The sequence below is a fragment of the Flavobacterium hydrophilum genome, assembly GCF_003202405.1.
Taxonomy (GTDB): Bacteria; Bacteroidota; Bacteroidia; order Flavobacteriales; family Flavobacteriaceae; genus Flavobacterium; species Flavobacterium hydrophilum.
In genome coordinates this window covers 119564-145207 of sequence record NZ_QJHL01000002.1, presented here as the reverse complement: position 1 = coordinate 145207, position 25644 = coordinate 119564, and the positions used below count along the sequence as shown (strand labels likewise).

Here is a 25644-nt window from a genome sequence, read left to right as displayed (position 1 = left end):
TACTTATTTTTGTTTGCAACCTAAGTAAACCAAAAATGAAAAATGTTCTCGTTATTTTTTATTCTCAGTCCGGACAATTAAAATCGATTGCGCAAAATATTGCAAAACCTTTCTTAAACTCAGATGAAATAAAAGTAACTTTTCACGAAATTCAATTAGAAAAACCTTTCCCTTTTCCATGGAACAAAACATCATTTTTTGATGCTTTCCCCGAATCTTTTCTACAAATTCCAACTGACTTAAAACCAGTTTCAGAAGAAATCCTGAATACAAAATTTGATTTAGTTTTGTTTCACTATCAGGTTTGGTATTTATCGCCATCCATTCCAATCAATTCTTTTTTAAAAAGTGAAGAAGGAAAAAAAATCCTAAGCAATACACCTGTAGTTACCATCAACGGTTCACGCAATATGTGGTTTATGGCCCAGGAAAAAATTAAAGTTCTGCTAAAAGAAGCCAACGCTCAATTGGTTGGGAATATCGCTTTAGTAGATCGTGTTGGCAACTTAATTAGTGTCTTAACTATTGTCGAATGGATGTTTTCCGGGGTAAAAAAGAAGTATTTGGGCTTTTTTCCTCTGCCCGGAGTTTCTGAAAAGGACATTCAGGAATCTACGAAATTTGGAGATATCATTCTTTCGCAGTTCAATCAGAATACATTCAATGATTTACAACCCAAGTTAGTAGCCGCTGATGCTGTACGGATTAGTCCTTATCTGGTTACCGTTGATAAAACAGCAAATAAAATTTTTAACAAGTGGTCGAATTTCATTTATAAGAATGCTAAAAAGAGAAAACAGCTTCTCAAAATATTTTATATTTATTTATTCTTAGCTATATGGTTAATCTCGCCAATAGTGTATATCTTGCACCTTATTACCTATCCTTTTAAGCTAAAAACCATAAAAAAAGAAACTCAGTATTATCAAGGAGTTTAGAAGAGGAAAACTATATTATGTTTGACGTATATATTACAAAAGCCGCAAAGTATTTGCCAAATGAAGCCGTTTCAAATGACGAAATGGAGACCTATTTAGGATTGATAAATGATACCGCCTCAAAGGCAAGACGTATTATTTTGCGCAATAATAAAATTACCAGCCGATATTACGCCGTTGACAAAAACGGTGAAAGTACACATACCAATGCAGAACTGGCAAAAAATGCTATCGTGCAGTTGTTTGATGAAAATTTTACAGATCAGGATTTAGAAGTACTATCCTGCGGGACTTCTTCGCCGGATATAATTGCTCCATCACATGCAGCAATGGTTCACGGATTATTAAAAAACAAATCTGTGGAATTAAATTCTTCAATGGGAATTTGCTGTTCCGGAATGAATGCCCTTAAATATGGCTTTCTTTCTATAAAAGCCGGAAACTCTAAAAATGCAATTTGTACAGGATCTGAAAAAGTTTCGACCTGGCTTTCTGCCCAAAAATACAACAATGAAGTTATCAACTTAAAAAATCTGGAAGCACAGCCCATTATTGCTTTCAAAAAAGATTTTTTACGCTGGATGTTGTCTGACGGAGCGGGTGCTTTTTTACTGCAAAATAAACCTGCCAGTGAAATTTCATTAAAAATCGAATGGATGGAAGCTTATTCGTATGCATTCGAATTAGAAGCCTGTATGTATGCCGGCGGTGACAAATTAGAAAACGGGGATATAAAACCGTGGAGTGAATTTACCCCGGAACAATGGCTGAACGAATCAGTATTTGCTGTCAAACAGGATGTAAAAATACTGGACGAATTTATTTTGCCAAAAGGTGTCGAAAGTATGAGTGATGCCATGGCAAAACACAATATTAAAGCTGAAGATGTTGATTATTTTTTACCGCACGTTTCATCTTACTTTTTTGTTGAAGGACTAAAAAAAGGACTGGATGAAAAAGGTATTGTGCTGACAGATGAAAAATGGTTCATGAATCTTCTGAGAGTTGGAAATGTAGGTTCTGCCTCGATTTATATCGCAGTTGAAGAATTAATGAATTCCGGAAAATTAAAAAAAGGAGACAAAATTTTACTGTCGGTTCCGGAAAGCGGACGTTTTTCATTTGCGTATGCGTATTTAACAGTTTACTAATGGAATCCGCTGTACTTTTAGAAAAAGAAGCAGTTGAAAACCTGATTCCGCAAAAGTTTCCTTTTGTAATGGTAGATCGTATGTTTTCGTATTCAGAAACAGGATTAGTTTCCGGTTTGAAAATTCAGGACAGCAACATTTTTTTAGAAGAGAACATTTTTTTAGAAGCAGGCTTAATTGAACATATGGCACAATCTGTGGCTTTGCATACCGGGTATCAGTTTTTTTTGAAAAATGAAACGGCACCAACCGGATATATTGGTTCTATAAAAGATATTCAAATTAAAAAACTGCCTCAAATCAACGATATTATTCAGTCGAATGTTAACATTTTGCAGGAATTTGCGGGAGTAACTTTAGTTGATATTGTAACTTTTTTAAATAATGAAGAAATTGCAAGCGGACAAATGAAAACCGTTTTAGCCAAATAAAAAGATATGAAAGTAGGAGTTGACATTCAAAATTACTTACCTCATCGGGCTCCAATGCTGATGGTTGATTTGATTTTGGATATTGACGCCAATTTTGTTGAAACCGAATTTTTAATTAAGGAAGACAATATTTTTGTTGATAATGGCATTTTTACAGAAGCCGGATTAATTGAAAATACGGCTCAGACCTGTTCGTCTATTGTTGGCAAAAAATATTTTTTTGATGAAGACGGAACAGAAAATGAAAACGTAAATGTCATAGGTTTCATAAGCGCTATTAAGAATCTGAAAATACATACGCTGCCAAAAACAGGCAATATAGTAACGACAAAAGCAACTTTAGTTTCGAAATTCGTTGGCGACGATTTTACTTTATGTACAATGAACTGTCAAAGTTTACTCGAAGACAAAATACTTTTAGAATGCGAAATTAATTTGTTTATCCAAAAGACGATTTCGGAGACAACATAATTGTAATTGAAAAATTAAGACCGTCATGGAAAAAGAAAATGTACCGCAGCACGATGGAAATTTAAGCAAAAAAAACCTCAAAGAACTTGTTTATGCGACTGATGAAAACGGCAATTATACAACAGCTCTGAGCACTGGCTGGGAACCAAAAGCAATTGCCCTTTCTAATGCGATTGATGATATAAAAGAACGTGCCGAAGAAGCCAGAATAAAAGTTCAAAATGGCGAATTAAGTCCGATTTGTTATTTTATGGAACTCAATAAAATGGATCTTTCAATTCTGGCCGGTTATGTTGACATGTGGAAATGGCGTGTAAAAAGACATTTTAAACCGTCTGTTTTTGCCAAATTAAACAACAAGACTTTACAAAAATATGCAGACGCTTTTGATATTTCAATTGCCGAACTCAAAAACAGTATCACAAAATAATGGAAGTTACTTTTACACATCACCAATCTGCTCATTGTGAAAACGGAGTAGCTTCAAACCTCTTAAAAAACAGCGGACTCAATATCAGCGAGCCGATGATTTTCGGAATAGGTTCCGGGCTTTTGTTCGTGTATCTCCCTTTTTTAAAAGTCAATCATGCTCCGGCAATCAGTTACAGAACCTTGCCTGGACAGATTTTTAATAAAGTCGCAAATCGCTTAAATCTAAAAATAAAAAGACAAAAATTTTCTTCTGTTGCTAGTGCAAATAAAGCTTTAGAAGAAAATCTAAAAAACAATATTCCGACCGGATTGCAAGTTGGTGTATATCATTTGAGTTATTTTCCTGATGAATATCGTTTTCATTTCAACGCACACAATTTAGTCGTTTACGGAAAAACCGAAACTGATTATCTGATCAGCGATCCGGTGATGGAAACGGTTACGACTTTAACTCATGATGAACTCGACAAAGTTCGTTTTGCAAAAGGGGCATTTGCGCCAAGAGGCCAGATGTATTATCCAATTCAGATTCCGACTACTGTTGATTTCAAAAGTGCTATCATTAAAGGAATTAAAAATACCTGTCGCGATATGCTGGCGCCAATGCCAATTGTAGGCGTACGCGGAATTAGATTAGTTTCAAGAAGAATCAGAAAATGGCCGGCAAAACATGGTGTTAGAAAAGCTAATCATTATCTGGCTCAGATGGTTCGCATGCAGGAAGAAATTGGTACCGGAGGCGGAGGTTTCCGCTTTATTTATGCCGCATTTTTGCAGGAAGCGTCTGTTATTTTAAATAATGAAGAATTGAAAACGCTTTCAAAAGAAATGACAAAAATTGGTGATTCATGGCGTGATTTTGCCGTTGAAGCTTCCCGAATTTACAAAAACAGAAGTGCTAAGGAAGATGCCTACAATGCTATAGCCGATGAACTTTTAGACATTGCCAATCGTGAAGAAATCTTTTTCAAAAAATTAAAAAAAGCAATCAGCTAATTATATTTTGCAGCCCATTATAAAAATAGAATCCCTTTCGAAAAAGTACAAAGACGCAGAAATGTTTTCTTTGAACGATGTTTCGCTGGAGATCAGTGAAGGACAGATTTTTGGTTTGCTTGGTCCAAACGGCGCCGGAAAAACAACCTTGATTTCCATGCTCTGCGGATTGATTAAACCAACTTCAGGACATTTTGCAATTGATAATTTAGACTACCAGCATCATGCTTCAAAAATCAAAAAAATTATTGGCGTTGTTCCTCAGGAATATGCTTTGTACCCGACATTAACTGCCAGGGAAAATCTGCATTATTTTGGAAGTATGTACGGTTTGAAAGGTGCTGATTTAAAAGATAAAGTAATCGAAACTCTGGATCTTTTGGGGTTATTGAAATTTGCCGACAAACAGGTTCAGACTTTCTCGGGCGGAATGAAACGAAGAGTAAATTTGATCGCCGGAATTCTCCACAATCCTAAAGTTCTATTTTTAGATGAACCAACGGTGGGTGTTGATGTTCAGTCTAAAAATGCCATTATAGAGTATTTAAAGGTGCTGAATCAAAACGGAACGACAATTATTTATACCTCACATCATTTGGCTGAAGCCGAAGATTTCTGTACTCAGATTGCCATTTTAGATCAGGGACAAATTTATGCGCAAGACACTCCTTCTGCATTAATTGAAGCTACAAAAGATGCCCGAAATCTCGAAGATGTTTTTATTTCATTAACCGGTAAAGCGTTGAGAGATGGTATATAAAATCTGGATGTCAATAGTTAAAGAATTTCTTTTGCTGAAAAGAGATTTAGGCGGACTGATTATTTTATTTGTCATGCCTTTGGTTTTGGTAATTGCCGTAACCATAATTCAGGACAGTACTTTTAAGGCGGTAACCAATTCTAAAATTCAGATTCTTTTGGTAGATAAAGACAAAGGATCCGTTTCGAAAACCGTTTTTGAAAATTTAGAAAAAAGCAAGTATTTTACTGTTGTAACACAAATTGACAATAAGCTGATTACCGAAGAAACTGCCAGAGAAAATGTGTACAGAGGAAAATTTCAACTGGCGATTGTAATTCCGGAAAATTTAAGTTCTGATTTACAGACTAAAGTTGAGCAGAATGTAGAAAAAATTGTCAGCAATTTAGGTTTGACAGACAGCACTGCAACTGCCGAACCTCAACGCACCATTAAAGAAAAAGAAGTAAAACTGTATTTTGATCCGGCGGTTCAGATGAGTTTCAAAAATGCAGTCATGAGTTCAATCGATAAAATGATTTCGCAGATTGAAACCAAATCAATTTATTCGACTTTTCAAAAACAATTAGGAGAAGAAACCATCAATTTTGAGCAAAAAAACTTTATTACTTTCAAAGAAATAATACCGAGAATTAATAACAAAGAAGTACTGCCGAATTCGGTTCAGCACAATGTTCCGGCGTGGACACTTTTTGCGATCTTTTTTATTGTGATTCCGCTTTCTATCAATATTGTAAAAGAAAAATCACAGGGAACTTTTGTTCGATTAAGAACCAATCCTGTTTCTAATTTAGTTGTGATTATTGGCAAAACCATTACCTACTCTGTCATTTGTATGATTCAGTTTTATATGATGGTTGCGGTTGCGGTATTTTTGTTCCCCTCAATCGGATTACCTTCTTTAAATATCGAAGGTCATTTTTTATTGACAAGTGTTGTTGCATTATTTTCAGGTTTTGCAGCCATTGGCTTCGGAATTTTATTAGGAACTGTGGCAAGTACGCAAGAGCAGTCTGCTCCTTTTGGCGCTACAAGTGTGATTATTTTAGCAGCAATTGGAGGTGTTTGGGTTCCTGTTTTTGCTATGCCAAAAATCATGCAATATATCGCAAAATCTTCTCCGATGAACTGGGGATTAGAAGCTTTTTATGATGTATTGCTTCGTAATAGTTCTTTCGTCGAAATCATTCCAAAAATAAGTTTGTTATTTTTGTTTTTCATTATTACAACCTCCATCGCCTTATTTTATGACAAAAAGAAAAGAACAGTATAACGAAGCCACCAACCTGACCGTTTCTCACGAAATCAGAATTCGTTTTAACGAAACTGATCCCCTTGGAATCGTTTGGCATGGCCATTATATTACGTATTTCGAAGATGGTCGCGAAGCCTTTGGACGCCAGCACGGACTTACATATCTGGATATTGCGGCAACTGGTTACACAACGCCAATTGTAAAATCATCCTGCGAACATAAATTGTCCTTGCGCTACGGAGACGTTGTAACGATTGAAACAACAGTTGTAGAAACACCAGCTGCAAAAATAATTTACCGTTTTAAAATTATTGATGCCAAAGGCGAAGTCGCCTGCACCGGCGAAACGGTTCAGGTTTTTTTAGATAACGAAGGAAATTTAATGCTTACTAATCCGCCTTTTTATGAAGAATGGAAAAGGAAAGTTGGGTTGTTAAAATAAAACACGGATGGCATGAATTTTTACAAATTAAAAAATAAAAATCTTTTAAATCTGCTGAAATCTTTATAAATCTGCGTGAAACTTTTTAAAGTAATCTAAATAAAATACCTACAAGGTTTTGAAAACCTTGCAGGAGAAATTGAGAAATAAATGTCAAAAGAAATATACATCACAGAAACAAATTGTATCACGCCATTAGGTTTTGATGTCGAATCTAACATCGAAGCGATTTTGCGCGGTGATTCCGGTATTCAGCTTCATAGCGATATTTCTTTGATGCCCAATTCATTTTATGCTTCGATTATCAGTGATGAAAAAATAAACAGTGCTTTTGCAAAAATCAGTACTGAACCCAAATATTCCCGTTTAGAAAAAATGATGATTTTGGCTTTAGAGCCGATTATCAAAAACTCAGGAGTTCAATTAAATTCAAAAACCGCTTTTATACTTTCGACCACAAAAGGAAATATAACGGCTTTACAAAATCAATCTGAAGAAAGTTTTAATAACGCACATTTAGATGTTTTGGCTGCAACTATTGCGAATTTCTTCGGGTTTCAAACACAGCCAATTGTAGTTTCAAATGCCTGCGTTTCCGGAATTTTAGCAGTTTCAATTGCCAAAAGAATGATTCAGTCAGAGCTTTATGATAACATTTTTGTAGTAGCTGGCGATGAAGTTTCAGAATTTGTTTTGTCCGGATTTAATGCTTTTCAGGCAATGAGTGATCTGCCTTGCAAACCCTATTCTAAAAACAGAACCGGAGTAAGTTTAGGCGAAGCAACTGCAGCCGTTTTAGTTTCGGCGGAAGCCAAAAACGCTAAAATAAAAGTAATTGGCGACAGTTCAATAAACGATGCAAATCATATTTCGGGTCCATCAAGAACTGGCGAAGGTTTATTCAGAAGTATTCAGAATGCTTTGAAAGAAGCTCAAATTGATGCAAACAAATTAGATTATATTTCCGCGCATGGAACCGCAACTCCGTTTAATGACGAAATGGAAGCGATTGCTTTAAATCGTTTAGGTTTACAAAATGTTCCCGTAAATAGTTTAAAAGGTTTTTATGGTCATACACTTGGCTCTTCAGGATTATTGGAAACAGTAATTGCGATTGAATCAGCTAATCGAAGTATGCTTTTTGAATCAAAAGGTTTTGATGAAATTGGGGTAAGCGAAGCTGTAAATGTTATTGAGAAAAATGAAGAGGCAAGTATTGAGTATTTTTTGAAGACGGCTTCTGGATTTGGAGGTTGTAATACGGCTGTTGTTTTTGAAAAAGTGAAATAAAATGAAATTATCAAAATTCATATTTATAACTCTAATTCTTCTTTCATCTTTTGAATGTAAAAAGAAAGAAGTACCTGAATCTAATTTTGAAAAAGATGTCTTGAATAGTGTCTTTATCGAAATTGTAGATTCTATTTATATGGATAGACGAATTATTACTCCACCACCACCGCCAAGATTTAATGAAAAAACAAATAAAGTCGACACAACTGGTCATCATAAAGAATTAAAAGAATATTGGCACTATCAAGATAGTATTAAAAATGATAGAACGAGAATATTGATTGGAGTTTATGATACAATAACAAAAATAAGCCCTCTGGAAACAGAAATGATTCAAAAAGAAATTGATCTTTCAGGTTATAAATATGATACTCTAAAAGAAGCTGAAGAATATACATTTAACCTAAAACCATTTAAAAACAATAAAAAGTTTCATTTTGAAAAAGCTTCTGAATATCCTCATGAAAAAGATTGGAACTTAAATGACATAAGTAATTCCTTTATACCTGTTGGAACTGTTTTTATATCCAGAATTCAATTTGATAAAACAAAAACAAAAGGAATTTTAACGGCTGGAGCTTCATGCGGCGGTGGAAAATGCGGAAGAGGTTTTCTAATTATAATCGAAAACAAAGCAGGAAAATGGAACGTTAAAAAAGTTATTCATACTTGGGTTTCTTAAATTAATAAAATGATTTCAAATAAAACCAACATACAATCCTACATCAAAATCGAAAACAACGAAATTGTTTTGAACGGAACTTCTGTATTCAAAACTGAACCAACTGATTTTGCCGATTTTGCCAAACAAGCGTATCGTAATTTTGAAATGCAGTATCCAAAGTTTTTCAAAATGGACGCTTTGAGCAAACTGGCTTTTTTAGGTTCAGAACTGCTTTTGAGTCCGATAGTTTCTGCTGAAAAGGAAAACAATATCGCTTTGGTTCTGGCCAATAAATCATCCAGTTTGGATACTGATGTAAAATATCAGGAATCGATTTCAGACAAAGAAAACTATTTTCCGAGTCCTGCAGTCTTTGTTTATACGCTGCCCAATATTTGTCTGGGCGAAATAAGTATCCGCCACCAGCTGAAAAGTGAGAATTCTTTCTTTATATTTGATGCCTTTAACGGCGAATTTTTATCGAATTATTCTAACATTTTACTGAATACAAATAAAGCAGATTTAGTGCTTTGTGGCTGGACAGAATTTTTTAATGACAATTACAAAGCGTTTCTTTGCATCATAAGTGCCGCAGAAAACGAAAATTATAAAAACGAAAATATCAATACATTATACCATAAATAATCATGGAAGCATTAAAAGCAGAATTAAAAAATAAAATCATCACAACTTTAAACTTAGAAGATATTGCAGTGGAAGACATTGCAGATAACGATCCTCTGTTTGGAGACGGTTTAGGTCTGGACTCGATTGATGCATTGGAGCTAATCGTGATTTTAGATAAAGATTACGGAATTAAATTAGTGGATCCGAAAGAAGGAAAATCTATTTTTCAGTCAATCGAAACGATGGCGGCTTATATCAGCGCTAACAGAACGAAATAAGACAGCTTAGACTGGCTTAGATTTTTAGACTACTTAGACAATACTATCTAAAATCTAACTAAGTCTGAAAGGAAAATCTAAGAAGTCTAAAAATCTAATAATCTAAGCAAGTCTAAAATGAAAGGTGTCGCAATTACGGGAATGGGAATTATCTCTTCGATTGGGAATTCAGTCGTGGAAAATTATATTTCTTTGATCGAAAATAAAATTGGCATTTCGAGTATCCAAAATATTCCGACGGTTCATGCCGATGTGATCAAAGTTGGTGAAATCAAAAAAACCAATGAAGAACTGGTTGCCGAATTGCAGCTTTCTGAAAATAATAATTTTTCGAGAACCGCTATGATTGGCACTCTGGCAGCCAGACAAGCTGTTGAAAATGCCGGAATTACATCAATCAATGAATTCAGAACCGGATTAATTTCTGCCACAAGCGTGGGCGGAATGGATATGACCGAAAAACATTATTACGATTATTTTGAAAAACCGGAATTGGTAAAATATATCACCTGCCATGACGGCGGCGATGTTGCTGAAAAAATTGCCGAAGAGTTAGGTTTAAAAGGAATGGTCACGACAATTAGTACGGCGTGTTCTTCTGCGGCAAATTCAATTATGCTGGGTGCGAGATTAATCAAAACCGGAAAATTAGACCGCGTAATTGTGGGCGGAGCGGACGCTTTGGCAAAATTTACCATCAACGGATTTAAGACTTTGATGATTTTATCTGACGATTACAACAAACCTTTCGACAATACCCGAAAAGGATTAAATCTTGGAGAAGCTGCCGCATTTTTAATTTTAGAATCGGATGAAATTGTAGCCAAACAAAACAAAAAAGTACTCGCAAGGGTTTCCGGTTACGGAAATGCAAATGACGCTTTTCACCAGACTGCTTCTTCCGAAAATGGAGACGGCGCCTATCTGGCCATGAAAAAAGCGTTTGAAGTTTCGGGTTTGAAACCTTCTCAAATTGACTACATTAACGTACACGGAACGGCAACGCCAAACAACGATTTATCTGAAGGAAGAGCTTTACGCCGAATTTACAAAGATGAAAAAGTTCCGGATTTCAGTTCTACAAAACCTTTTACGGGACACACTTTGGCAGCTGCAGCGGCAATTGAAGCCGTTTACAGTGTTTTGGCCATTCAGAATAATGTAGTGTATCCGAATTTGAATTTTGAAGTTCCGATGGAAGAATTTGATTTAAAACCGCAGACTTCATTAAAAAATAAAACTATCGAACACGTTTTATCCAACTCTTTTGGTTTTGGAGGAAACTGTTCTACTCTTATATTTTCAAAAAGCTAATGAAAAAAACATATATAAATGGAGTAGGCTGTATTTCGACTCAAAAAACATTTGATACTGTTTTTTTGGAAGAAGCTGTTGTAAATCATGAAGAAAACGTACTGGCAATTGTTGCGCCGGCTTACAAAGAATATATTTCACCTGCTGCCAGCCGAAGAATGGCAAAAGGCGTAAAAAACGGAATCGTAGCTTCTGCTTTAGCAATGAAAGATGCGAATGTTGAAAACGTCGATGCGATTATTACCGGAACGGGTTTGGGCTGTATCGAAGATTCTGAAAAATTCCTGAAAAGCATTTTAGATAATAAAGAAGAATTTTTAACACCAACTTCTTTTATTCAATCTACTCATAATACTGTTGGTGCACAGATTGCACTTTTACAACAATGTAAAGGTTATAATTTTACGTATGTAAATGGTGCTGTTTCTTTTGAATCGGCTTTGATCGATGCGAAAATGCAGATTGAAGAAGATGAAGCCAATTCAATTTTAGTGGGCGGCGTTGATGAAAATGGCGAATATACCACTGCCCTTTTCAAATTAAACGGACGTATCAAAAAAGACAATTCAGCTCCTTACGATGTTTTAACTTCTAATACAAGTGGTGCTGTTTATGGAGAAGGTGCCAGTTTTTTTGTTTTACAAAACGAAAGAAAAGATACTACTTACGCTGAACTTCTGGATGTTTCCATCGTAAATACTTTGGAAGAAAACGAAGTTGAAACGACGATTCAATCTTTTCTACAATCCAATAATCTAGAAATTTCAGATATCGACGCTTTGGTTTTAGGTTTTGACGGAAATGTCGATTTCGAAAATTATTATAAAAATCTTGCTGGAAATGCTTTCGCAAAAACACCTCAGCTGTATTACAAACATTTGAGCGGCGAATATGATACAGCTTCGGCTTTTGCTTTTTGGATGGCTGCCAAAATTTTGAAAACACAGGAAATTCCTGAAATTATAAAGGTGAATTCGGTTGCAAAACCAACTTATAACACCATTTTATTGTACAATCAATTAAACGGGAAAAACCATAGTTTTACGTTACTTTCAAAATGATAACGCATAAAAACATATCGCTGTTTTTTATCTTTTTATTGCTTGTATTGTTTCTTCTGAATCTTTATGTTGCAATTCATTTTTGGTGGTTTGTTTTGTTTATTTTAATCTGGATGGGAATAAATGCTTTTGGTTCTGCCAGAATTTCTTCTAATTATCACGTAAAAGCTTTCTGCAATAATCCATTAGAAACAGAGAAAAAAATTGCCTTAACGTTTGATGACGGGCCGAGCGTTTATACTTTGGAAGTTTTAGAATTACTGAAAAAATACAATGCTAAAGCGACTTTTTTCTGCATTGGAAAAAATATTGAAACGCATCCTGAAATTATTCAAAAAGTTATTGACGAAGGTCATTTCGTTGGAAATCATTCGTATTCTCATTCTAAATTTTTCGATTTTTATAATGAAGATAAAATAACGGAGGAACTTAGTAAAACAGATAAATTGCTGGAAAAATTTACTTCAAAAAAAATAAAATTCTTTCGTCCGCCTTATGGAGTCACGACACCTTCGATTCGAAGAGCTTTAAAAATCACCGAACACAAAGTGATTGGCTGGAATATTCGTTCGCTTGATGGCGGAACAAAAAACCAGGAATTGATTTTGAATCGAATTAAAAAACGGGTTTCTCCCGGCGGAATTGTACTTTTGCACGACACGGCGCCACACTCTGTTTTGGTATTGGAACAGTTTTTGCAATTTTTACAGCAAAACAATTACGAAGTGGTTTCGATAGAAGAACTTCTGAATCTTAAAGCTTATGAAAACTAAATTATATATATTTCTTTTTTTACTGAACATTGGCAATTTTTCAATCTTTGCCCAGGAACAAAAAATGACTGCTGCAGAAATTGCTCAATTCAAGGAAGACGTAAATATAGTAGCAAAAAAAATCAAATCTCTAAGCACTGATTTTATACAATACAAACATTTAGACTTTTTATCAAAAGACATTGAAACTTCAGGAAAAATGTTTTTTAAAGAACCTGCGCTATTGTCCTGGCAATACAAAAAGCCATACAATTACAGCATTATTTTCAAAAACGGGAAAATCCTGATTAACGACGAAGGAAAGAAAAGTGCCGTTGATATAGGAAACAGCAAAATTTTTGGCCGAATCAATAAGCTGATTGTGGGAAGCGTAAGCGGAAATATGTTTGACGACAAAGAATTTATAATTTCGTATTTTAAATTAAAAGGGCAAAACCTCGCGAAGTTCATTCCGAAAGATGCTACGCTGAAAAAATACATCAAACAAATCGAACTGACTTTCGACAAAGAAGAAGCAACTGTGGTTCAGGTAAAATTATTAGAATCATCTGACGATTATACCCGAATTGTACTTAAAAATAAAGTGATCAATGCAAAAATCGACGATTCAGTTTTTACTAATTAATTGCTTCCTGGCGATTGTTTTGGTTTCCTGTGGCTCGGTCACCAAAAATTATACGCCCAAAAAACTAGACAAAACAACTATTGAAGTTCCTTATTTTTCTGATTCAAAAACCGATTATGTGTATAAAACCAACATTACGGTTTACGGTCACGAAATGTCCGGAATTTTCATCGCAAAAAAAATAAATGATACCACGCACCGTGTTGTTTTTACAACTGAATTTGGAAACAAATTAATGGATTTTGAAATTTCGGAAAACAATTTTAAAGTCAATTCGATTGTTTCTGAACTGGACCGAAAAATTCTGATTAATACTTTAGAAGAAGATTTTCGACTGCTTCTTAAAAATAAATATTTGATTCAGGAACAATTCGAAAACGAGGAAAACAACATCTATAAATCATCAGATGGAAAACGTGACAATTATCTTTTCTTCTCTAAAAAAGATCAAAAATTAGAAAAAGTAGCCCGTTCTTCTAAAACAAAAGATAAAATAACAATTACTTTTACTTTAGAAAACGATATTTTTGCTAAAAAAGTAGTGATTTTACATCAAAACATAAAATTGAAAATTGAGCTAAACTATTTTAAATCAGAATAAAAATCAATTAACTTAAATCAGATACACATGAAAAAAATAACCTTAATTGCATTCGTATTATTTATAGGCCTTATCACATCACAAGCACAAGTAAAAGTTAGCCCGGGAATTCGAGGCGGATTAAACTTTTCAACATTGAGTAATGTTGAGGACAATAGTTCTAAAACCGATTTCTATCTTGGTGGATTGGTAAATATTAAATTTAATAAATATTTTTCCTTACAGCCTGAAATAACGTATTCAAGACAAGGTGATGAAGGAAGATACTTTGAAGACGGCCGTACTTATTCTGAAAAATATGAACTGAATTATATAACACTTGGAGCCGTTGCTAAATTTAACTTTGGCGGTAGCGGATTTCACATATTAGGAGGGCCTTCTCTAGACTTTAAAGTTGATGACAATTACATCAACTCTGATCCTGAAAATTTTGATCTGGCTATTGTTGGAGGGGTAGGTTATACATTGCCAAATGGTCTGACGTTTGAAGCCAGGGTTAAACAAGGATTATTAGATATTTACGGATATGAAGGAGTTGATGATGACTATTATTATGACGAAATAATTTTGAATCAGGTTTTCCAGCTTGGGATCAGTTACACTTTTAAAATGTAGTGAAATTGAATTATAAAAGTATCATTGCTGTATTTTTCGTAATACAATTACAGGCACAAGTTAGTTTCAAGCCAGGCCTAAGAACAGGATTGGGTTTTTCGACGATTTCAGAAACGCATTCCACTTATAAAAAGGATTTTTATATAGGTGGTTTTGGCGAAATTAAGCTGGGCAAATATTATGCTCTTCAGCCTGAGATAACATACAGCAGACAAGGTTCTGACAATGTGGTCCGAAATTATAATGATGCCAATTCCGGTATGGAAAAATTTAAGAATGAAAATTTAAAACTTGATTATTTATCTTTTACGTTACTAAATAAATTTATTTTTGGTTCCGGTATTCAGATACAATTTGGTCCGTCGGCAGATTTTCTTGTAAATCATAATTTAGTCAAAAGAAAAGATACTAATGATTTGGCTTTTGTTACCGGAATTGGGTATCGTCTGCCATCAGGTTTAATGTTTGAAGCCCGATTTAAAAAAGGTTTCTACGACATATTGGATAGTGATTATTATTACAACGATTCTAATAATAATTATCTTTTTGGGGATTACAATACAAATATCAATTTTCAATTAGGGGTTTCCTATTTATTTGGAAAATAAAAAATATGGTTTTAAAAGACTTTTACAAAATACTTTCGGAAGAAAAAATATCAGATTCTAAATATACTATTACGATTCTGGTCAATGAAAAACATGAAGTTTTCAAAGGTCATTTTCCGGGAAACCCGATTATGCCTGGCGTTTGCATGATCCAGATTATTAAAGAACTTACAGAGAAAATTACTCAGAAAACTTTAGTAATTCAGACACTGGCAAATGTGAAGTTTATGGCACTTATCAATCCGGAAATTAATACGGAATTGCGTTTAGAACTTGACATAACAACAACCGAAGACAATTTGGTTAAAGTAAAAAACACAACTTATTTTAATGACACTGTTGCCCTGAAATTGAGCAACGCTTATAAAAAACTGGAGATATGAAATTGCTTTTCACATTACTTTTATGGATAAATTTTTCAGGCAATCCGGATTTGGCTGCTATTCGAAAAATGTATGCTGACGTTACAAAATCTGAAAGTAATGCCAAAGAGTTTGTAGCAAAACTTTCAGGCATTTCAAATAATGATGATAAAATTTTAGTGGCTTACAAAGCAGCTTCCATCTTACTGGAATCAAAATTTGAAAAAAAATTAGGCGAAAAAATTGAACGTTTTAAAGAAGGCGCAAAATTGCTTGAAGCCACAATAAAAAGTGATCCCAGTAATATAGAAATGAGAATGATCAGGCTGAGCGTTCAGGAAGATGTTCCGGGCATTACGGGATACAAGAAAAATATTAAAGAAGATAAAAAATTCATAACAACGTATTATGCTTCGCAGGGTGCGGCTTTGAAAGATTATCTTAAAGACTTTGTTTTGCAATCTAAAAGTTTCTCTGAAAAAGAGAAGCAATTTGTAAAATAAAAGCTCAAAAAACAGCACATGAAATCACAGCAGGAATTACTTAATTCGACTAACTTTTGTGTTATTGTTCCAACATACAATAACCGTAAAACACTAAAAAAAGTACTGGATTCTGTTTTAGATTTCACTTCAAACATTATTGTGATTAATGACGGTTCGACTGATGAAACTTTCGCCATTTTAAAACAATATTCTCAGCTTACACAAATTCATCATCCTGAAAATCTTGGAAAGGGGAGAGCGCTCAGAAACGGATTTAGAAAAGCAATTGAGCAAAAATTCGAATACGCGATTACAATCGATTCTGACGGACAGCATTTTGCATCTGACATTCCAAATTTTATTGCCGAAATTCAAAATGACCCCAATTCATTACTGATTGGAAGCCGGAATATGACACAGGAAAATGTGCCTAAAAAAAGCAGTTTTGGTAACAAATTTTCGAATTTCTGGTTTAAGTTTGAAACGGGAATCAAGCTTGAGGACACACAATCCGGTTTTCGATTATATCCTTTAAATCTAATCCCGAAGCAATTTTACACAAACAAATTTGAGTTTGAAATTGAAGTCATTGTACGCGCTGCGTGGAAAGGAATTACAGTAAAAAACATTCCGATTCAGGTTTTGTACGATCCGGCAGAACGTGTTTCGCATTTTCGGCCGTTTCGTGATTTTACGCGAATCAGTATTTTAAATACCGTTTTGGTAACAAATGCGCTGCTTTATATTAAGCCACGGGATTTTTTCAGAAGAGCAAAAAAAAAAGGTTTTAAAAAATTCTTTCTTGAAGATATCTTAGAAAGCAAAGATTCAAATTTTAAAAAAGCGGCTGCAATTGCTTTAGGAATTTTTATTGGTCTTTCTCCTTTTTGGGGATTTCAGACCATTTTACTTTTCACATTCGCAGCTTTATTCAGGCTTAACAAAGTCATTGCTTTTTTAACTTCCAATATTAGTTTTCCTCCTTTCATTCCTCTTATTATCTACGGTTCTCTAAAAATAGGAAGTGTTTTTGTGTCGTCTGATGCTCCACTAATTTTGGACAGTTCCATGACGTTTGACGATATTCAAAAAAATGCCGCTCAATATATCGTAGGAAGTCTTATTTTAGCATCCGTTTCTGCGCTGACTGTTGGTCTGATAAGTTATTTGCTTTTGACTGCTTTCTCCAGAAAACGTACAGAATAAAATTCTATTTCAATTCGCCATGAATTCGTGGCTGAAAAAATTTAATCCATCATGCATCAATATTTCTACGCCATTCATTTATTTGTAAACCGAAGAAAATCGCTCTCGGTTTTTTTGGCTGTGCTGATGCTTCTAGTTTTCGGATTTTTTGCTTCTCAAATCAAATTTGAAGAAGACATAACCAAGCTTATTCCAACCAATGACAAAGCCGATGTTACGGCAAAAGTCTTAAAACAATTAAATTTCGCAGACAAAACTACTGTCATTTTCAAACTCGAAAAAAACGGTTCTGAAGAGGATTTAAAAGAAATGGCCACCGCTTTTTCGGATATTGTTTCTCAAACCTGCAAACCGTACATTACCGGAATTCAGGGAAAAATTGACGAAGAAAATATTCAGGAAACGATTGATTTTGTTTACAATAATCTACCACTTTTTCTAGACGACAAAGATTATAAAACGATTCAGAATAAACTTGAGAAAGACAGTATTGCAGCGACCGTTCAGGGAAATTATAAATCAATTATTTCCCCATCCGGATTTGTAACAAAAGATTTCATTCTGCAGGATCCGCTCGGGATTTCGTTTATCGCCTTGAAAAAATTACAGCAATTAAATATTGGTGATGATTTTACGCTCGACAATGGTTTTGTGATGACCAAAGACAAAAAGAAATTATTGCTCTTTATTACCTCAGATATTTCATCGAGCGAAACTGAAAAAAACACTCTTTTTGTCGAAAAACTAAAATCGATTCAGGAGAATTTAAATCAGAAATTTAAAGGAAAAACTTCTGTCAGTTATTTTGGATCGGCGTTGATTGCCGTTGCAAATGCCACACAAATCAAAAGCGATATAGTCCTGACGACAACAATTGCGATGATTACGCTAATGTTAATCCTGATTTTATTTTACAGGAAAATATTAATTCCGCTGATCATTTTTATCCCGACAGTATTTGGAGGATTATTTGCTGTTGCATTTTTATATTTCGTAAAAGAACAGATTTCAGCCATTTCACTTGGAATAGGTTCTATTTTATTAGGAATCACAATTGACTACTCGCTTCACATTCTCACACATTACAAACATAACAGCGATATTAAAACACTGTACAAAGACATTACTATGCCAGTCATTATGAGCAGTTCGACTACAGCCGTTGCTTTTTTGTGTCTGCTTTTCGTAAAATCAGATGCATTGAATGATCTTGGGATTTTCGCTGCCGTCATTGTAATGGCCTCCGCATTTTTCTCGCTTTTGATTGTTCCGCATTTATACAAACCGAAGGAAAACAATTTTGAACACAAGAAAAATGTGATCGATAAACTGGCCCATTTTTCCTTTCACAACAATAAATTTTTGATTGGATTTTGTGTTTTAATTACGATTGTCTGCTTTTTTACTTATAATGATGTTGGTTTTAATAACGATTTGTCGCAGTTAAATTTTGTTCCAAAGGAAATTAAAGCTGCCGAAAAACAACTGGAAGAAAGCACGAGCCTGACTTCAAAAACCATTTATGTCGCTTCGTACGGAAAAAGTATGGAAGAAGTTTTACAGCACAACAGCCAGCTTTTTACCGATTTAGCAAAAGAAAAACAGCAAAAGAAAATATTGAATTTCAGTTCTGTGGGCGGAATTATGCTTTCGCAGAATGAACAGCTTCAAAAAATTGAAAAGTGGAATTCGTTTTGGGATGCGAATAAAAAACAGTTTTTACAATCTCAATTAATTGCCGAAGGTTCCAAACTTGGGTTCAAGCCAACCACATACAGTATCTTTTTTGATCATTTAAATTTTGATTTCAAACCTATTTCATCAAATGAATATTTGAAAATTCAGGCACTTCAATTAAAAGAATTTGTAACCGAAAAAAATGGTTTTTACACAATTTCGACTTTGGTAAAAGTTTCACCGGAACAGCGCGATGCTTTTGTAAAATTGGCTTCCGCCAAAGAAAACCTGATTGCAATTGATCGTCAGCAAATGAATGAAACTTTTTTCAGCACTTTGAAAACCGATTTTAATTCGCTTGTTAATTATTCATTTGTCGCCGTCATTTTAATTCTGTTTTTCTTTTTCAGAAGAATCGAATTGGTAATTGTCAGCTGTATTCCGATTGCACTGACCGGAATCGTAACAGCAGGAATTATGGGCATTTTTGGCATTCAGATGAATATTTTCAGTATGATTGTCTGCACTTTGATTTTTGGTCACGGTGTTGATTTCAGTATTTTCATGACCAGCGCACTTCAAAAAGAATACACCACCGGAAAAAATGAAATTGCGATTTACAGAACGTCTATAATCCTGGCCGTAATTACAACTATCTTAGGAATCGGTGCGATGATTTTTGCCAAACATCCTGCACTGACTTCTATATCTTCGGTTTCATTAATTGGGGTTTTTGCTGCCCTGATTATTACATTTATCTTCTACCCGATTCTTTTCAAACTGTTTATATCAAACCGATCAAAAAACGGAAATGCGCCTTTCCAATTACGAAGTTTTTTAAACGGTGTCATCTCCTTTTTTTACTACGGATTCTGCGGGATTTTAATGTCGCTTTACTGTTTGCTTATTGTCCCGATTCTTTCAATAAAGGAAAAATCCAAAATGAGCGGATTTAGATTTGTGATTTCAAAATTTATGAAATCCGTTTTGTATTCAAATCCGTTTGTGGATAAAAAAGTGATTAATTCTTTTAATGAAAATTTCGAAAAACCAGCCATAATTATTGCCAATCATACATCATTTTTAGATACACTGACAATAGGAATGCTGACTCCAAAAGTCATTTATTTAGTAAATGACTGGGTATACAACTCTCTGTTTTTTGGCCCAATTGTTAAAAAAGCTGGTTTTTATCCTGTTTCAAAAGGGCTTGAAAACGGCGTTGAGCATTTGCGCCAAAAAGCAAAAGAAGGGTATTCGATAATCATTTTTCCTGAAGGAACGCGTTCTGAAAGCAATCAGATTAAGCGTTTTCACAAAGGTGCTTTCTATCTTGCGGAAGAATTGAATTTAGACATTCTTCCAATTTTAATTCATGGTGTTTCGGAAGTCTTGCCAAAAGGCGATTTTATAATTTACGACGGCAGTATTACGGTTTCTGTTTTAGAAAGAATAACTCCTCAAAATAATTCCTTTGGAAAAAATTATACCGAAAGAACCAAGCAAATCAGCGGCTTCTTCAAAACTGAATTCAGCAAAATCCGCCAGGAAATTGAAGGACCCGATTATTTCAAAAAAATGCTGATTCATAGTTATGATTACAAAGAAATTGAAGTTGTAAAAAGTATAAAACAAAATCTGAAAACGCAGCTCGAAACCTATTATCATTTAAACCGGTACATTTCGGCGAAAGCCAAAATATTACATTTAGCTAATGATTACGGGCAATTAGACGTTTTACTGACTTTACAGGAACCACAGCGAAAAATTCATTCGTACATTTCTGATGAAGAAAAAAGAGAGATTGCCAAAACTAATTACATCGCTAAAAAGAGAAAAATATCGTATCCTGACCAATTAGAATCAGCTGTTGAAAGTGAATATGATGTTGTATTAATTTCGGATGAAAACTTAAATATTTTTCCGGAAATCATTAAAGCTTCCTCTATAATTTTAGTGGGTTCTTCCTGTCTAAAAAACACAATAACTGATTTTGGTTTTGATTGTGTTTTAGAAGAAAATAACATCATCATTTTAAAGAAAAATTAAGATGAAAGAGCAATACGACGTAGTAATTGTAGGCAGTGGTTTAGGCGGATTAGTCTCGGCTATTATTCTGGCTAAAGAAGGCTACAGCGTTTGTGTGCTCGAAAAAAACAATCAGTACGGCGGAAATCTTCAGACTTTTGTTCGTGATAAAACGATTTTTGATACCGGAATTCATTATATAGGAGGTTTAGGCGAAGGTCAGAACCTGCATCAATATTTCAAATATCTGGGAATTATCGATCATTTAAATCTGAAGAAATTAGACGAAAATGCTTTTGACATTATTTCTTTTGAAGATGACAATACCGAATATCCACATGCTCAGGGTTACGAAAATTTTATTCATCAGCTAGAAAAATACTTCCCCGACGAAAAGGAAAATATTGAAAATTACTGCGAAAAATTAAAAGCAATTTGTGATTCTTTTCCTCTTTATAATTTAGAATGGGAAGGAAAATATGATAACGATATTTTGACGCTCAACGCAAAAGAAACCATCGACTCCTTCACACAAAATGAAAAACTAAAAGCCGTATTAGCGGGTTCGAATTTTCTGTATGCCGGAGTCTCCGATAAATCACCATTTTATGTTCATGCGCTCATTGTAAATTCGTATATAGAAAGTTCATGGCGCTGTATTAACGGCGGAAGCCAGATTACCAAACAGCTTTTGAAACAGCTTAAAAAATATGGCGGCGAATTTTACAAACACAAAGAAGTTACCCATTTTGAAGTTGAAAATCACAAAGTGAATTCGGTTAAAATGAAAGACGGAACACAGGTTTCCGGAAAGCTTTTTATTTCAAATATTGAACCCAAAACAACTTTGAAAATGGCGGGAGAAGAAAACTTCAGAAAGCCATTTTTTAACAGAATACAAAGTTTGGAAGGTGTGCTTTCTGCATTTAGTTTGTACCTGGTTTTTAAGCCCGGGACCTTCAAATACATCAACCATAATTATTATCATTTTAAGAATAGTGGTGAAGTCTGGACTGCACATGAGTACGATGAAAATTCGTGGCCAAAAATGTATATGGCTTCAATGAATGCTTCACAAGAAAATGAAATCTGGGCTGATGGAATGACTTTTATAACCTACATGAAATTCCATGATGTTTTGCCCTGGACGGAAACGTTTAATACAACGGTCGAAAAAAATGATAGAGGAGAAAGTTACGAAGAATTCAAAGCCAGAAAAGCAGCTAAATTTTTAGATGAAATTGAAATAAAATTTCCCGGAATAAGGAATTGCATTAAGTCTGTTCATACGTCAACCCCGCTTTCATACCGCGATTATATTGGTGGTGATAACGGAAATATGTACGGCTATGTCAAAGATTCCAGCAATCCAATGAAAACGTTGATTCCGTCAAAAACCAAATTAGAAAATTTATATCTCACAGGTCAAAGTATCAATATGCATGGCGTTTTAGGCGTAACCATTGGTGCTGTTGTAACCTGCTCTGAAATTGTTGGAAAAGAATATTTGATTACCAAAATTAATCAGGCAACCACATAATTGATGAAAAAGCGAATTACATATCTTTTGTTCGTTGGCTTTTTAGGAATAATGGTTTCATGTGGCACATCAAAATCAAAAAAACATCTGCCTGACATTTCGAATTACAATGCAGCAAAACCAGTTGTAACAAAACTTTCTGATACTGCATTTATTTCAGGGAATAATTCACTTTTTAAAAACAAGCAAGGTATTTGGGAATTGTATGTTGAAGGCGATCCGCTGGAGATTGGACTTACAACGGGAGCACTAACTGATTCGCTTTTGCAAAAACAGCAGCAAATTTTTTTCTCTAAAATAACGGATATTATCCCTTCCAAATTTCAGCAGAAAATGCTGCGCCATTTTTTGAGCTGGTTCAATCGAAAATTATATCTGAACGTTCCCGAAGCATATCAAACAGAAATTTATGGTGTTTCGCAATATACTTCACATGAATTTGACAATATTGCACCACAATATCAACGCAGTTTATATCTGCATGCAGCGCACGACATTGGGCATGCTTTACAGGACTTGGCATTGGTTGGCTGTTCCTCTTTTGCAGCCTGGAACGAAAAATCTGAGGATGGAAATTTAATTCTCGGACGTAATTTTGACTTTTATGTGAATGACGCCTTCGCAGAAAATAAAATCATTGCATTTGTAAAACCAAAGCGAGGACATAACTTTATGATGGTAACCTGGCCCGGAATGATTGGCACCGTTTCCGGAATGAATCAGCAGGGTTTGACTGTTACCATCAATGCTTCAAAATCTAAAATTCCGCTGATTGCCAAAACACCTATTTCGATTCTGACACGCGAAATTTTACAACACGCTCAAAATATTAACGAAGCCATTGCGATTGCAAAAAAAAGAAAAGTGTTTGTTTCAGAATCCATTATGGTAGGAAGTGCTCAGGATAATAAAGCGGTTTTGATTGAAGTTTCTCCAAAAAAAATGGATGTTTATGAAGTTCCTAACAGCAATCAGTTACTTTGTTCGAATCATTTCCAAAGTGAAGCATTCAGGAATGATAAACGCAATTTAGGACAAATTGAAAATAGTCATTCCCAATATCGTTTTGAAAGAATACAGGAACTTTTTAACGAAAACAAAAAAATAAATCCGCAGATTGCTTCTGAAATACTTCGTGATAAAAATGGCTTAGAAAATATTCCTTTGGGTTACGGCAACGAAAAAGCCTTGAATCAATTAATGGCGCATCACGGAATTATTTTTAAGCCAAAAGAAAAACTGGTTTGGGTTTCAGCAAATCCTTATCAATTGGGCGAATTTGTCTGTTACAATCTGGATTCTGTTTTTAATGGCAGAAAACCGAATAGAGAAATTTCATTCGAACAGGAAAATTTAAATATCGCCAAAGATCCTTTTATAAAAACAGAAGGTTTTCAAAACTATAAAAAATTCAAAATTGAAGATCACCAATTTGATTTACATCTGAAAAAAAAGGAAATAATTTCAGCAGAATTCATTCAGAATTATCAATCCTTAAACCCGGATTATTGGGTTGTGTATTATAAAACAGGATTGTACTTTTACCAAACAAAAGAATTTCTAAAAGCTCAGATTCATTTTGAAAAAGCACTGACCAAAGAAATTACTACCGCTCCTGAAAAAGCAGAAATTGAAAAATATTTAAAAAAACTCAAAAGAAAATTACAATGATTCCGGCAATAGAAAAAAAATCTTTAGAGGAAATTAAAAATTTTCAGGAACAAAAATTAGCTGAACTTTTAGCTTATATCAGCGAGAATTCTCCATTTTATAAACGACTATTTGCCGGACAAAATATTAATATTTCGAAAGTGAAAACACTTGAAGATTTACAATTTTTGCCTGTTACTACCAAAGAAGATTTACAACAATATAATGATGATTTTGTGTGTGTTCCACAGCATAAAATTATCGATTACGCTTCGACTTCAGGGACTTTAGGTGATCCGGTAACTTTTGGTTTAACCGATTCTGACTTGGACCGGCTGGCTTACAACGAAGCTATTTCATTTGCCTGTGCCGGAATTGCTGAAGGCGATGTAGTTCAGTTAATGACAACAATTGACAGAAAATTTATGGCAGGTCTGGCTTATTTTTTGGGTCTGCGCAAATTGAAAGTCGGCGTGATTCGCGTTGGAGCCGGAATTCCGGAAATGCAGTGGGATTCGATTTTAAAATACAATCCGAGTTATTTAATTACCGTTCCTTCTTTCCTTTTAAAATTAATCGAATACGCGGAAATTCACGGAATCGATTATAATAATTCAAGTATAAAAGGAGCTATCTGCATCGGAGAATCTTTAAGAGAACAGGATTTTTCAATGAATATTCTATCGAAAAAAATCACGGATAAATGGAACATCAAGTTGTATTCGACTTATGCTTCTACCGAAATGAGTACGGCTTTTACAGAATGTGAACACGGTCAGGGCGGGCATCATCATCCGGAATTAATCATTGTTGAAGTTCTGGACGAAAATAATATTCCTGTAAAAAATGGTGAAACCGGCGAGCTTACTTTTACCACTTTAGGAATTGAAGCAATGCCTTTGTTACGTTTTAAAACCGGAGACATTGTACAGCTTCATAACGAACCATGTTCCTGTGGACGACATACATTGCGCGTTGGCCCGGTTGTCGGCCGTAAAAAACAAATGATTAAATACAAAGGCACTACACTTTACCCACCTGCGATGAACGACGTTTTGAGCAGTTTTGATAATATTGAAAATCATTTAATTGAAATCTCTACCAATGACTTAGGTACTGATGAAATCCTCATAAAAATTGCGGTAAAAAACCAAACCCCGGAATTTCTACAGGAAATAAAAGATCACTTCAGAGCTAAATTGAGAGTAACTCCTAAGATTGAATTTGCTTCAAAAGAAACTTTAAATCCTTTGGTTTTTAATCCGATGAGCCGAAAACCCATTCGCTTTTTTGATTACCGATAGTTTTATAGGTACAAAGCTAACAAAGGCTCAGAGGAACAAAGGTTTAGATTCTGAATG

The 25644-nt window shown here is 34.5% G+C and carries 27 protein-coding genes; all 27 read left to right on the top strand.

Features of this window, described 5'->3' with window-relative positions:
* The first annotated feature begins 35 nt into the window (after positions 1-35).
* A complete protein-coding gene (locus DMB68_RS09790) occupies positions 36-938 on the top strand; it encodes an NADPH-dependent FMN reductase family protein (RefSeq protein ID WP_110346514.1) in 903 nt (300 codons plus the stop codon).
* A gap of 17 nt (positions 939-955) precedes the next feature.
* Positions 956-2089 carry a beta-ketoacyl-ACP synthase III gene (locus tag DMB68_RS09785; RefSeq protein ID WP_110346513.1) on the top strand — a complete coding sequence of 378 codons (1134 nt, stop codon included), beginning with the start codon at positions 956-958 and terminating at the stop codon, positions 2087-2089.
* Positions 2089-2520, top strand: a complete 432-nt coding sequence (locus DMB68_RS09780; RefSeq protein WP_110346512.1) for a hypothetical protein — start codon at positions 2089-2091, stop codon at positions 2518-2520. Before DMB68_RS09785 ends, DMB68_RS09780 begins: the two co-directional genes overlap by 1 nt.
* Before the next feature lie 6 nt (positions 2521-2526).
* Positions 2527-2991, top strand: a complete 465-nt coding sequence (locus DMB68_RS09775; RefSeq protein WP_110346511.1) for an ABC transporter permease — start codon at positions 2527-2529, stop codon at positions 2989-2991.
* A gap of 25 nt (positions 2992-3016) precedes the next feature.
* The gene (locus DMB68_RS09770; protein ID WP_110346510.1) at positions 3017-3421 is read left to right on the top strand and encodes a hypothetical protein; all 405 of its coding nucleotides are present in this window, start codon (positions 3017-3019) and stop codon (positions 3419-3421) included.
* On the top strand, positions 3421-4419 hold the full coding sequence (locus DMB68_RS09765; RefSeq protein WP_110346509.1) for a BtrH N-terminal domain-containing protein: 999 nt from the start codon (positions 3421-3423) through the stop codon (positions 4417-4419). The genes DMB68_RS09770 and DMB68_RS09765 overlap by 1 nt, the downstream gene beginning before the upstream one ends.
* Before the next feature lie 61 nt (positions 4420-4480).
* A complete protein-coding gene (locus DMB68_RS09760; RefSeq protein WP_165830117.1) occupies positions 4481-5179 on the top strand; it encodes an ABC transporter ATP-binding protein in 699 nt (232 codons plus the stop codon).
* 7 nt (positions 5180-5186) lie between these two features.
* Positions 5187-6452, top strand: coding sequence for an ABC transporter permease (locus DMB68_RS09755; RefSeq protein ID WP_110347067.1), 1266 nt, complete (start codon positions 5187-5189; stop codon positions 6450-6452).
* The gene (locus DMB68_RS09750; RefSeq protein WP_110346507.1) at positions 6427-6876 is read left to right on the top strand and encodes an acyl-CoA thioesterase; all 450 of its coding nucleotides are present in this window, start codon (positions 6427-6429) and stop codon (positions 6874-6876) included. The genes DMB68_RS09755 and DMB68_RS09750 overlap by 26 nt, the downstream gene beginning before the upstream one ends.
* Before the next feature lie 150 nt (positions 6877-7026).
* Entirely contained in the window at positions 7027-8166 is a 1140-nt protein-coding gene (locus DMB68_RS09745) for a beta-ketoacyl synthase N-terminal-like domain-containing protein (RefSeq protein WP_110346506.1), read from the top strand.
* 1 nt (position 8167) lies between these two features.
* Positions 8168-8851 carry a hypothetical protein gene (locus DMB68_RS09740; protein ID WP_110346505.1) on the top strand — a complete coding sequence of 228 codons (684 nt, stop codon included), beginning with the start codon at positions 8168-8170 and terminating at the stop codon, positions 8849-8851.
* Between the two features lie 9 nt (positions 8852-8860).
* Positions 8861-9478 carry a beta-ketoacyl-[acyl-carrier-protein] synthase family protein gene (locus DMB68_RS09735; protein ID WP_110346504.1) on the top strand — a complete coding sequence of 206 codons (618 nt, stop codon included), beginning with the start codon at positions 8861-8863 and terminating at the stop codon, positions 9476-9478.
* A gap of 2 nt (positions 9479-9480) precedes the next feature.
* Positions 9481-9738, top strand: coding sequence for a phosphopantetheine-binding protein (locus DMB68_RS09730; protein WP_110346503.1), 258 nt, complete (start codon positions 9481-9483; stop codon positions 9736-9738).
* A gap of 117 nt (positions 9739-9855) precedes the next feature.
* Positions 9856-11052: a beta-ketoacyl-[acyl-carrier-protein] synthase family protein gene (locus DMB68_RS09725; protein WP_110346502.1), complete on the top strand. Its 1197-nt coding sequence runs from the start codon at positions 9856-9858 to the stop codon at positions 11050-11052.
* A complete protein-coding gene (locus DMB68_RS09720) occupies positions 11052-12113 on the top strand; it encodes a beta-ketoacyl synthase N-terminal-like domain-containing protein (protein ID WP_110346501.1) in 1062 nt (353 codons plus the stop codon). Before DMB68_RS09725 ends, DMB68_RS09720 begins: the two co-directional genes overlap by 1 nt.
* Positions 12110-12886: a polysaccharide deacetylase family protein gene (locus DMB68_RS09715; protein ID WP_110346499.1), complete on the top strand. Its 777-nt coding sequence runs from the start codon at positions 12110-12112 to the stop codon at positions 12884-12886. Before DMB68_RS09720 ends, DMB68_RS09715 begins: the two co-directional genes overlap by 4 nt.
* Positions 12876-13511 carry an outer membrane lipoprotein carrier protein LolA gene (locus DMB68_RS09710; RefSeq protein ID WP_110346498.1) on the top strand — a complete coding sequence of 212 codons (636 nt, stop codon included), beginning with the start codon at positions 12876-12878 and terminating at the stop codon, positions 13509-13511. The genes DMB68_RS09715 and DMB68_RS09710 overlap by 11 nt, the downstream gene beginning before the upstream one ends.
* A complete protein-coding gene (locus DMB68_RS09705; RefSeq protein WP_110346497.1) occupies positions 13477-14112 on the top strand; it encodes a hypothetical protein in 636 nt (211 codons plus the stop codon). Before DMB68_RS09710 ends, DMB68_RS09705 begins: the two co-directional genes overlap by 35 nt.
* Positions 14113-14139: 27 nt before the next feature.
* On the top strand, positions 14140-14727 hold the full coding sequence (locus DMB68_RS09700) for a porin family protein (protein ID WP_110346495.1): 588 nt from the start codon (positions 14140-14142) through the stop codon (positions 14725-14727).
* A gap of 5 nt (positions 14728-14732) precedes the next feature.
* Complete coding sequence (locus DMB68_RS09695; RefSeq protein WP_110347066.1) at positions 14733-15335, top strand: outer membrane beta-barrel protein; 603 nt, start codon at positions 14733-14735, stop codon at positions 15333-15335.
* 5 nt (positions 15336-15340) lie between these two features.
* The gene (locus tag DMB68_RS09690) at positions 15341-15718 is read left to right on the top strand and encodes a 3-hydroxyacyl-ACP dehydratase (RefSeq protein ID WP_110346494.1); all 378 of its coding nucleotides are present in this window, start codon (positions 15341-15343) and stop codon (positions 15716-15718) included.
* Positions 15715-16200 (top strand): hypothetical protein, encoded by a 486-nt coding sequence (locus DMB68_RS09685; protein ID WP_110346493.1) that lies wholly within the window; start codon positions 15715-15717, stop codon positions 16198-16200. Before DMB68_RS09690 ends, DMB68_RS09685 begins: the two co-directional genes overlap by 4 nt.
* A gap of 18 nt (positions 16201-16218) precedes the next feature.
* Positions 16219-17388, top strand: a complete 1170-nt coding sequence (locus DMB68_RS09680; RefSeq protein WP_110346491.1) for a DUF2062 domain-containing protein — start codon at positions 16219-16221, stop codon at positions 17386-17388.
* A gap of 51 nt (positions 17389-17439) precedes the next feature.
* Entirely contained in the window at positions 17440-21114 is a 3675-nt protein-coding gene (locus DMB68_RS09675) for a 1-acyl-sn-glycerol-3-phosphate acyltransferase (RefSeq protein ID WP_110346490.1), read from the top strand.
* Position 21115: 1 nt separating this feature from the next.
* Positions 21116-22633: a phytoene desaturase family protein gene (locus DMB68_RS09670; RefSeq protein ID WP_110346489.1), complete on the top strand. Its 1518-nt coding sequence runs from the start codon at positions 21116-21118 to the stop codon at positions 22631-22633.
* 3 nt (positions 22634-22636) lie between these two features.
* On the top strand, positions 22637-24304 hold the full coding sequence (locus DMB68_RS09665) for a C45 family autoproteolytic acyltransferase/hydolase (protein ID WP_110346488.1): 1668 nt from the start codon (positions 22637-22639) through the stop codon (positions 24302-24304).
* The gene (locus DMB68_RS09660; protein ID WP_110346487.1) at positions 24301-25587 is read left to right on the top strand and encodes a phenylacetate--CoA ligase family protein; all 1287 of its coding nucleotides are present in this window, start codon (positions 24301-24303) and stop codon (positions 25585-25587) included. The genes DMB68_RS09665 and DMB68_RS09660 overlap by 4 nt, the downstream gene beginning before the upstream one ends.
* The last annotated feature ends 57 nt before the right edge of the window (positions 25588-25644 follow it).

Coding starts and splice junctions, on each gene's coding strand:
- DMB68_RS09790 (WP_110346514.1), top strand. CDS start 36: ATGAAAAATGTTCTCGTTATTTTTTATTCTCAGTCCGGACAATTAAAA.
- DMB68_RS09785 (WP_110346513.1), top strand. CDS start 956: ATGTTTGACGTATATATTACAAAAGCCGCAAAGTATTTGCCAAATGAA.
- DMB68_RS09780 (WP_110346512.1), top strand. CDS start 2,089: ATGGAATCCGCTGTACTTTTAGAAAAAGAAGCAGTTGAAAACCTGATT.
- DMB68_RS09775 (WP_110346511.1), top strand. CDS start 2,527: ATGAAAGTAGGAGTTGACATTCAAAATTACTTACCTCATCGGGCTCCA.
- DMB68_RS09770 (WP_110346510.1), top strand. CDS start 3,017: ATGGAAAAAGAAAATGTACCGCAGCACGATGGAAATTTAAGCAAAAAA.
- DMB68_RS09765 (WP_110346509.1), top strand. CDS start 3,421: ATGGAAGTTACTTTTACACATCACCAATCTGCTCATTGTGAAAACGGA.
- DMB68_RS09760 (WP_165830117.1), top strand. CDS start 4,481: ATGTTTTCTTTGAACGATGTTTCGCTGGAGATCAGTGAAGGACAGATT.
- DMB68_RS09755 (WP_110347067.1), top strand. CDS start 5,187: ATGTCAATAGTTAAAGAATTTCTTTTGCTGAAAAGAGATTTAGGCGGA.
- DMB68_RS09750 (WP_110346507.1), top strand. CDS start 6,427: ATGACAAAAAGAAAAGAACAGTATAACGAAGCCACCAACCTGACCGTT.
- DMB68_RS09745 (WP_110346506.1), top strand. CDS start 7,027: ATGTCAAAAGAAATATACATCACAGAAACAAATTGTATCACGCCATTA.
- DMB68_RS09740 (WP_110346505.1), top strand. CDS start 8,168: ATGAAATTATCAAAATTCATATTTATAACTCTAATTCTTCTTTCATCT.
- DMB68_RS09735 (WP_110346504.1), top strand. CDS start 8,861: ATGATTTCAAATAAAACCAACATACAATCCTACATCAAAATCGAAAAC.
- DMB68_RS09730 (WP_110346503.1), top strand. CDS start 9,481: ATGGAAGCATTAAAAGCAGAATTAAAAAATAAAATCATCACAACTTTA.
- DMB68_RS09725 (WP_110346502.1), top strand. CDS start 9,856: ATGAAAGGTGTCGCAATTACGGGAATGGGAATTATCTCTTCGATTGGG.
- DMB68_RS09720 (WP_110346501.1), top strand. CDS start 11,052: ATGAAAAAAACATATATAAATGGAGTAGGCTGTATTTCGACTCAAAAA.
- DMB68_RS09715 (WP_110346499.1), top strand. CDS start 12,110: ATGATAACGCATAAAAACATATCGCTGTTTTTTATCTTTTTATTGCTT.
- DMB68_RS09710 (WP_110346498.1), top strand. CDS start 12,876: ATGAAAACTAAATTATATATATTTCTTTTTTTACTGAACATTGGCAAT.
- DMB68_RS09705 (WP_110346497.1), top strand. CDS start 13,477: ATGCAAAAATCGACGATTCAGTTTTTACTAATTAATTGCTTCCTGGCG.
- DMB68_RS09700 (WP_110346495.1), top strand. CDS start 14,140: ATGAAAAAAATAACCTTAATTGCATTCGTATTATTTATAGGCCTTATC.
- DMB68_RS09690 (WP_110346494.1), top strand. CDS start 15,341: ATGGTTTTAAAAGACTTTTACAAAATACTTTCGGAAGAAAAAATATCA.
- DMB68_RS09685 (WP_110346493.1), top strand. CDS start 15,715: ATGAAATTGCTTTTCACATTACTTTTATGGATAAATTTTTCAGGCAAT.
- DMB68_RS09680 (WP_110346491.1), top strand. CDS start 16,219: ATGAAATCACAGCAGGAATTACTTAATTCGACTAACTTTTGTGTTATT.
- DMB68_RS09675 (WP_110346490.1), top strand. CDS start 17,440: ATGCATCAATATTTCTACGCCATTCATTTATTTGTAAACCGAAGAAAA.
- DMB68_RS09670 (WP_110346489.1), top strand. CDS start 21,116: ATGAAAGAGCAATACGACGTAGTAATTGTAGGCAGTGGTTTAGGCGGA.
- DMB68_RS09665 (WP_110346488.1), top strand. CDS start 22,637: ATGAAAAAGCGAATTACATATCTTTTGTTCGTTGGCTTTTTAGGAATA.
- DMB68_RS09660 (WP_110346487.1), top strand. CDS start 24,301: ATGATTCCGGCAATAGAAAAAAAATCTTTAGAGGAAATTAAAAATTTT.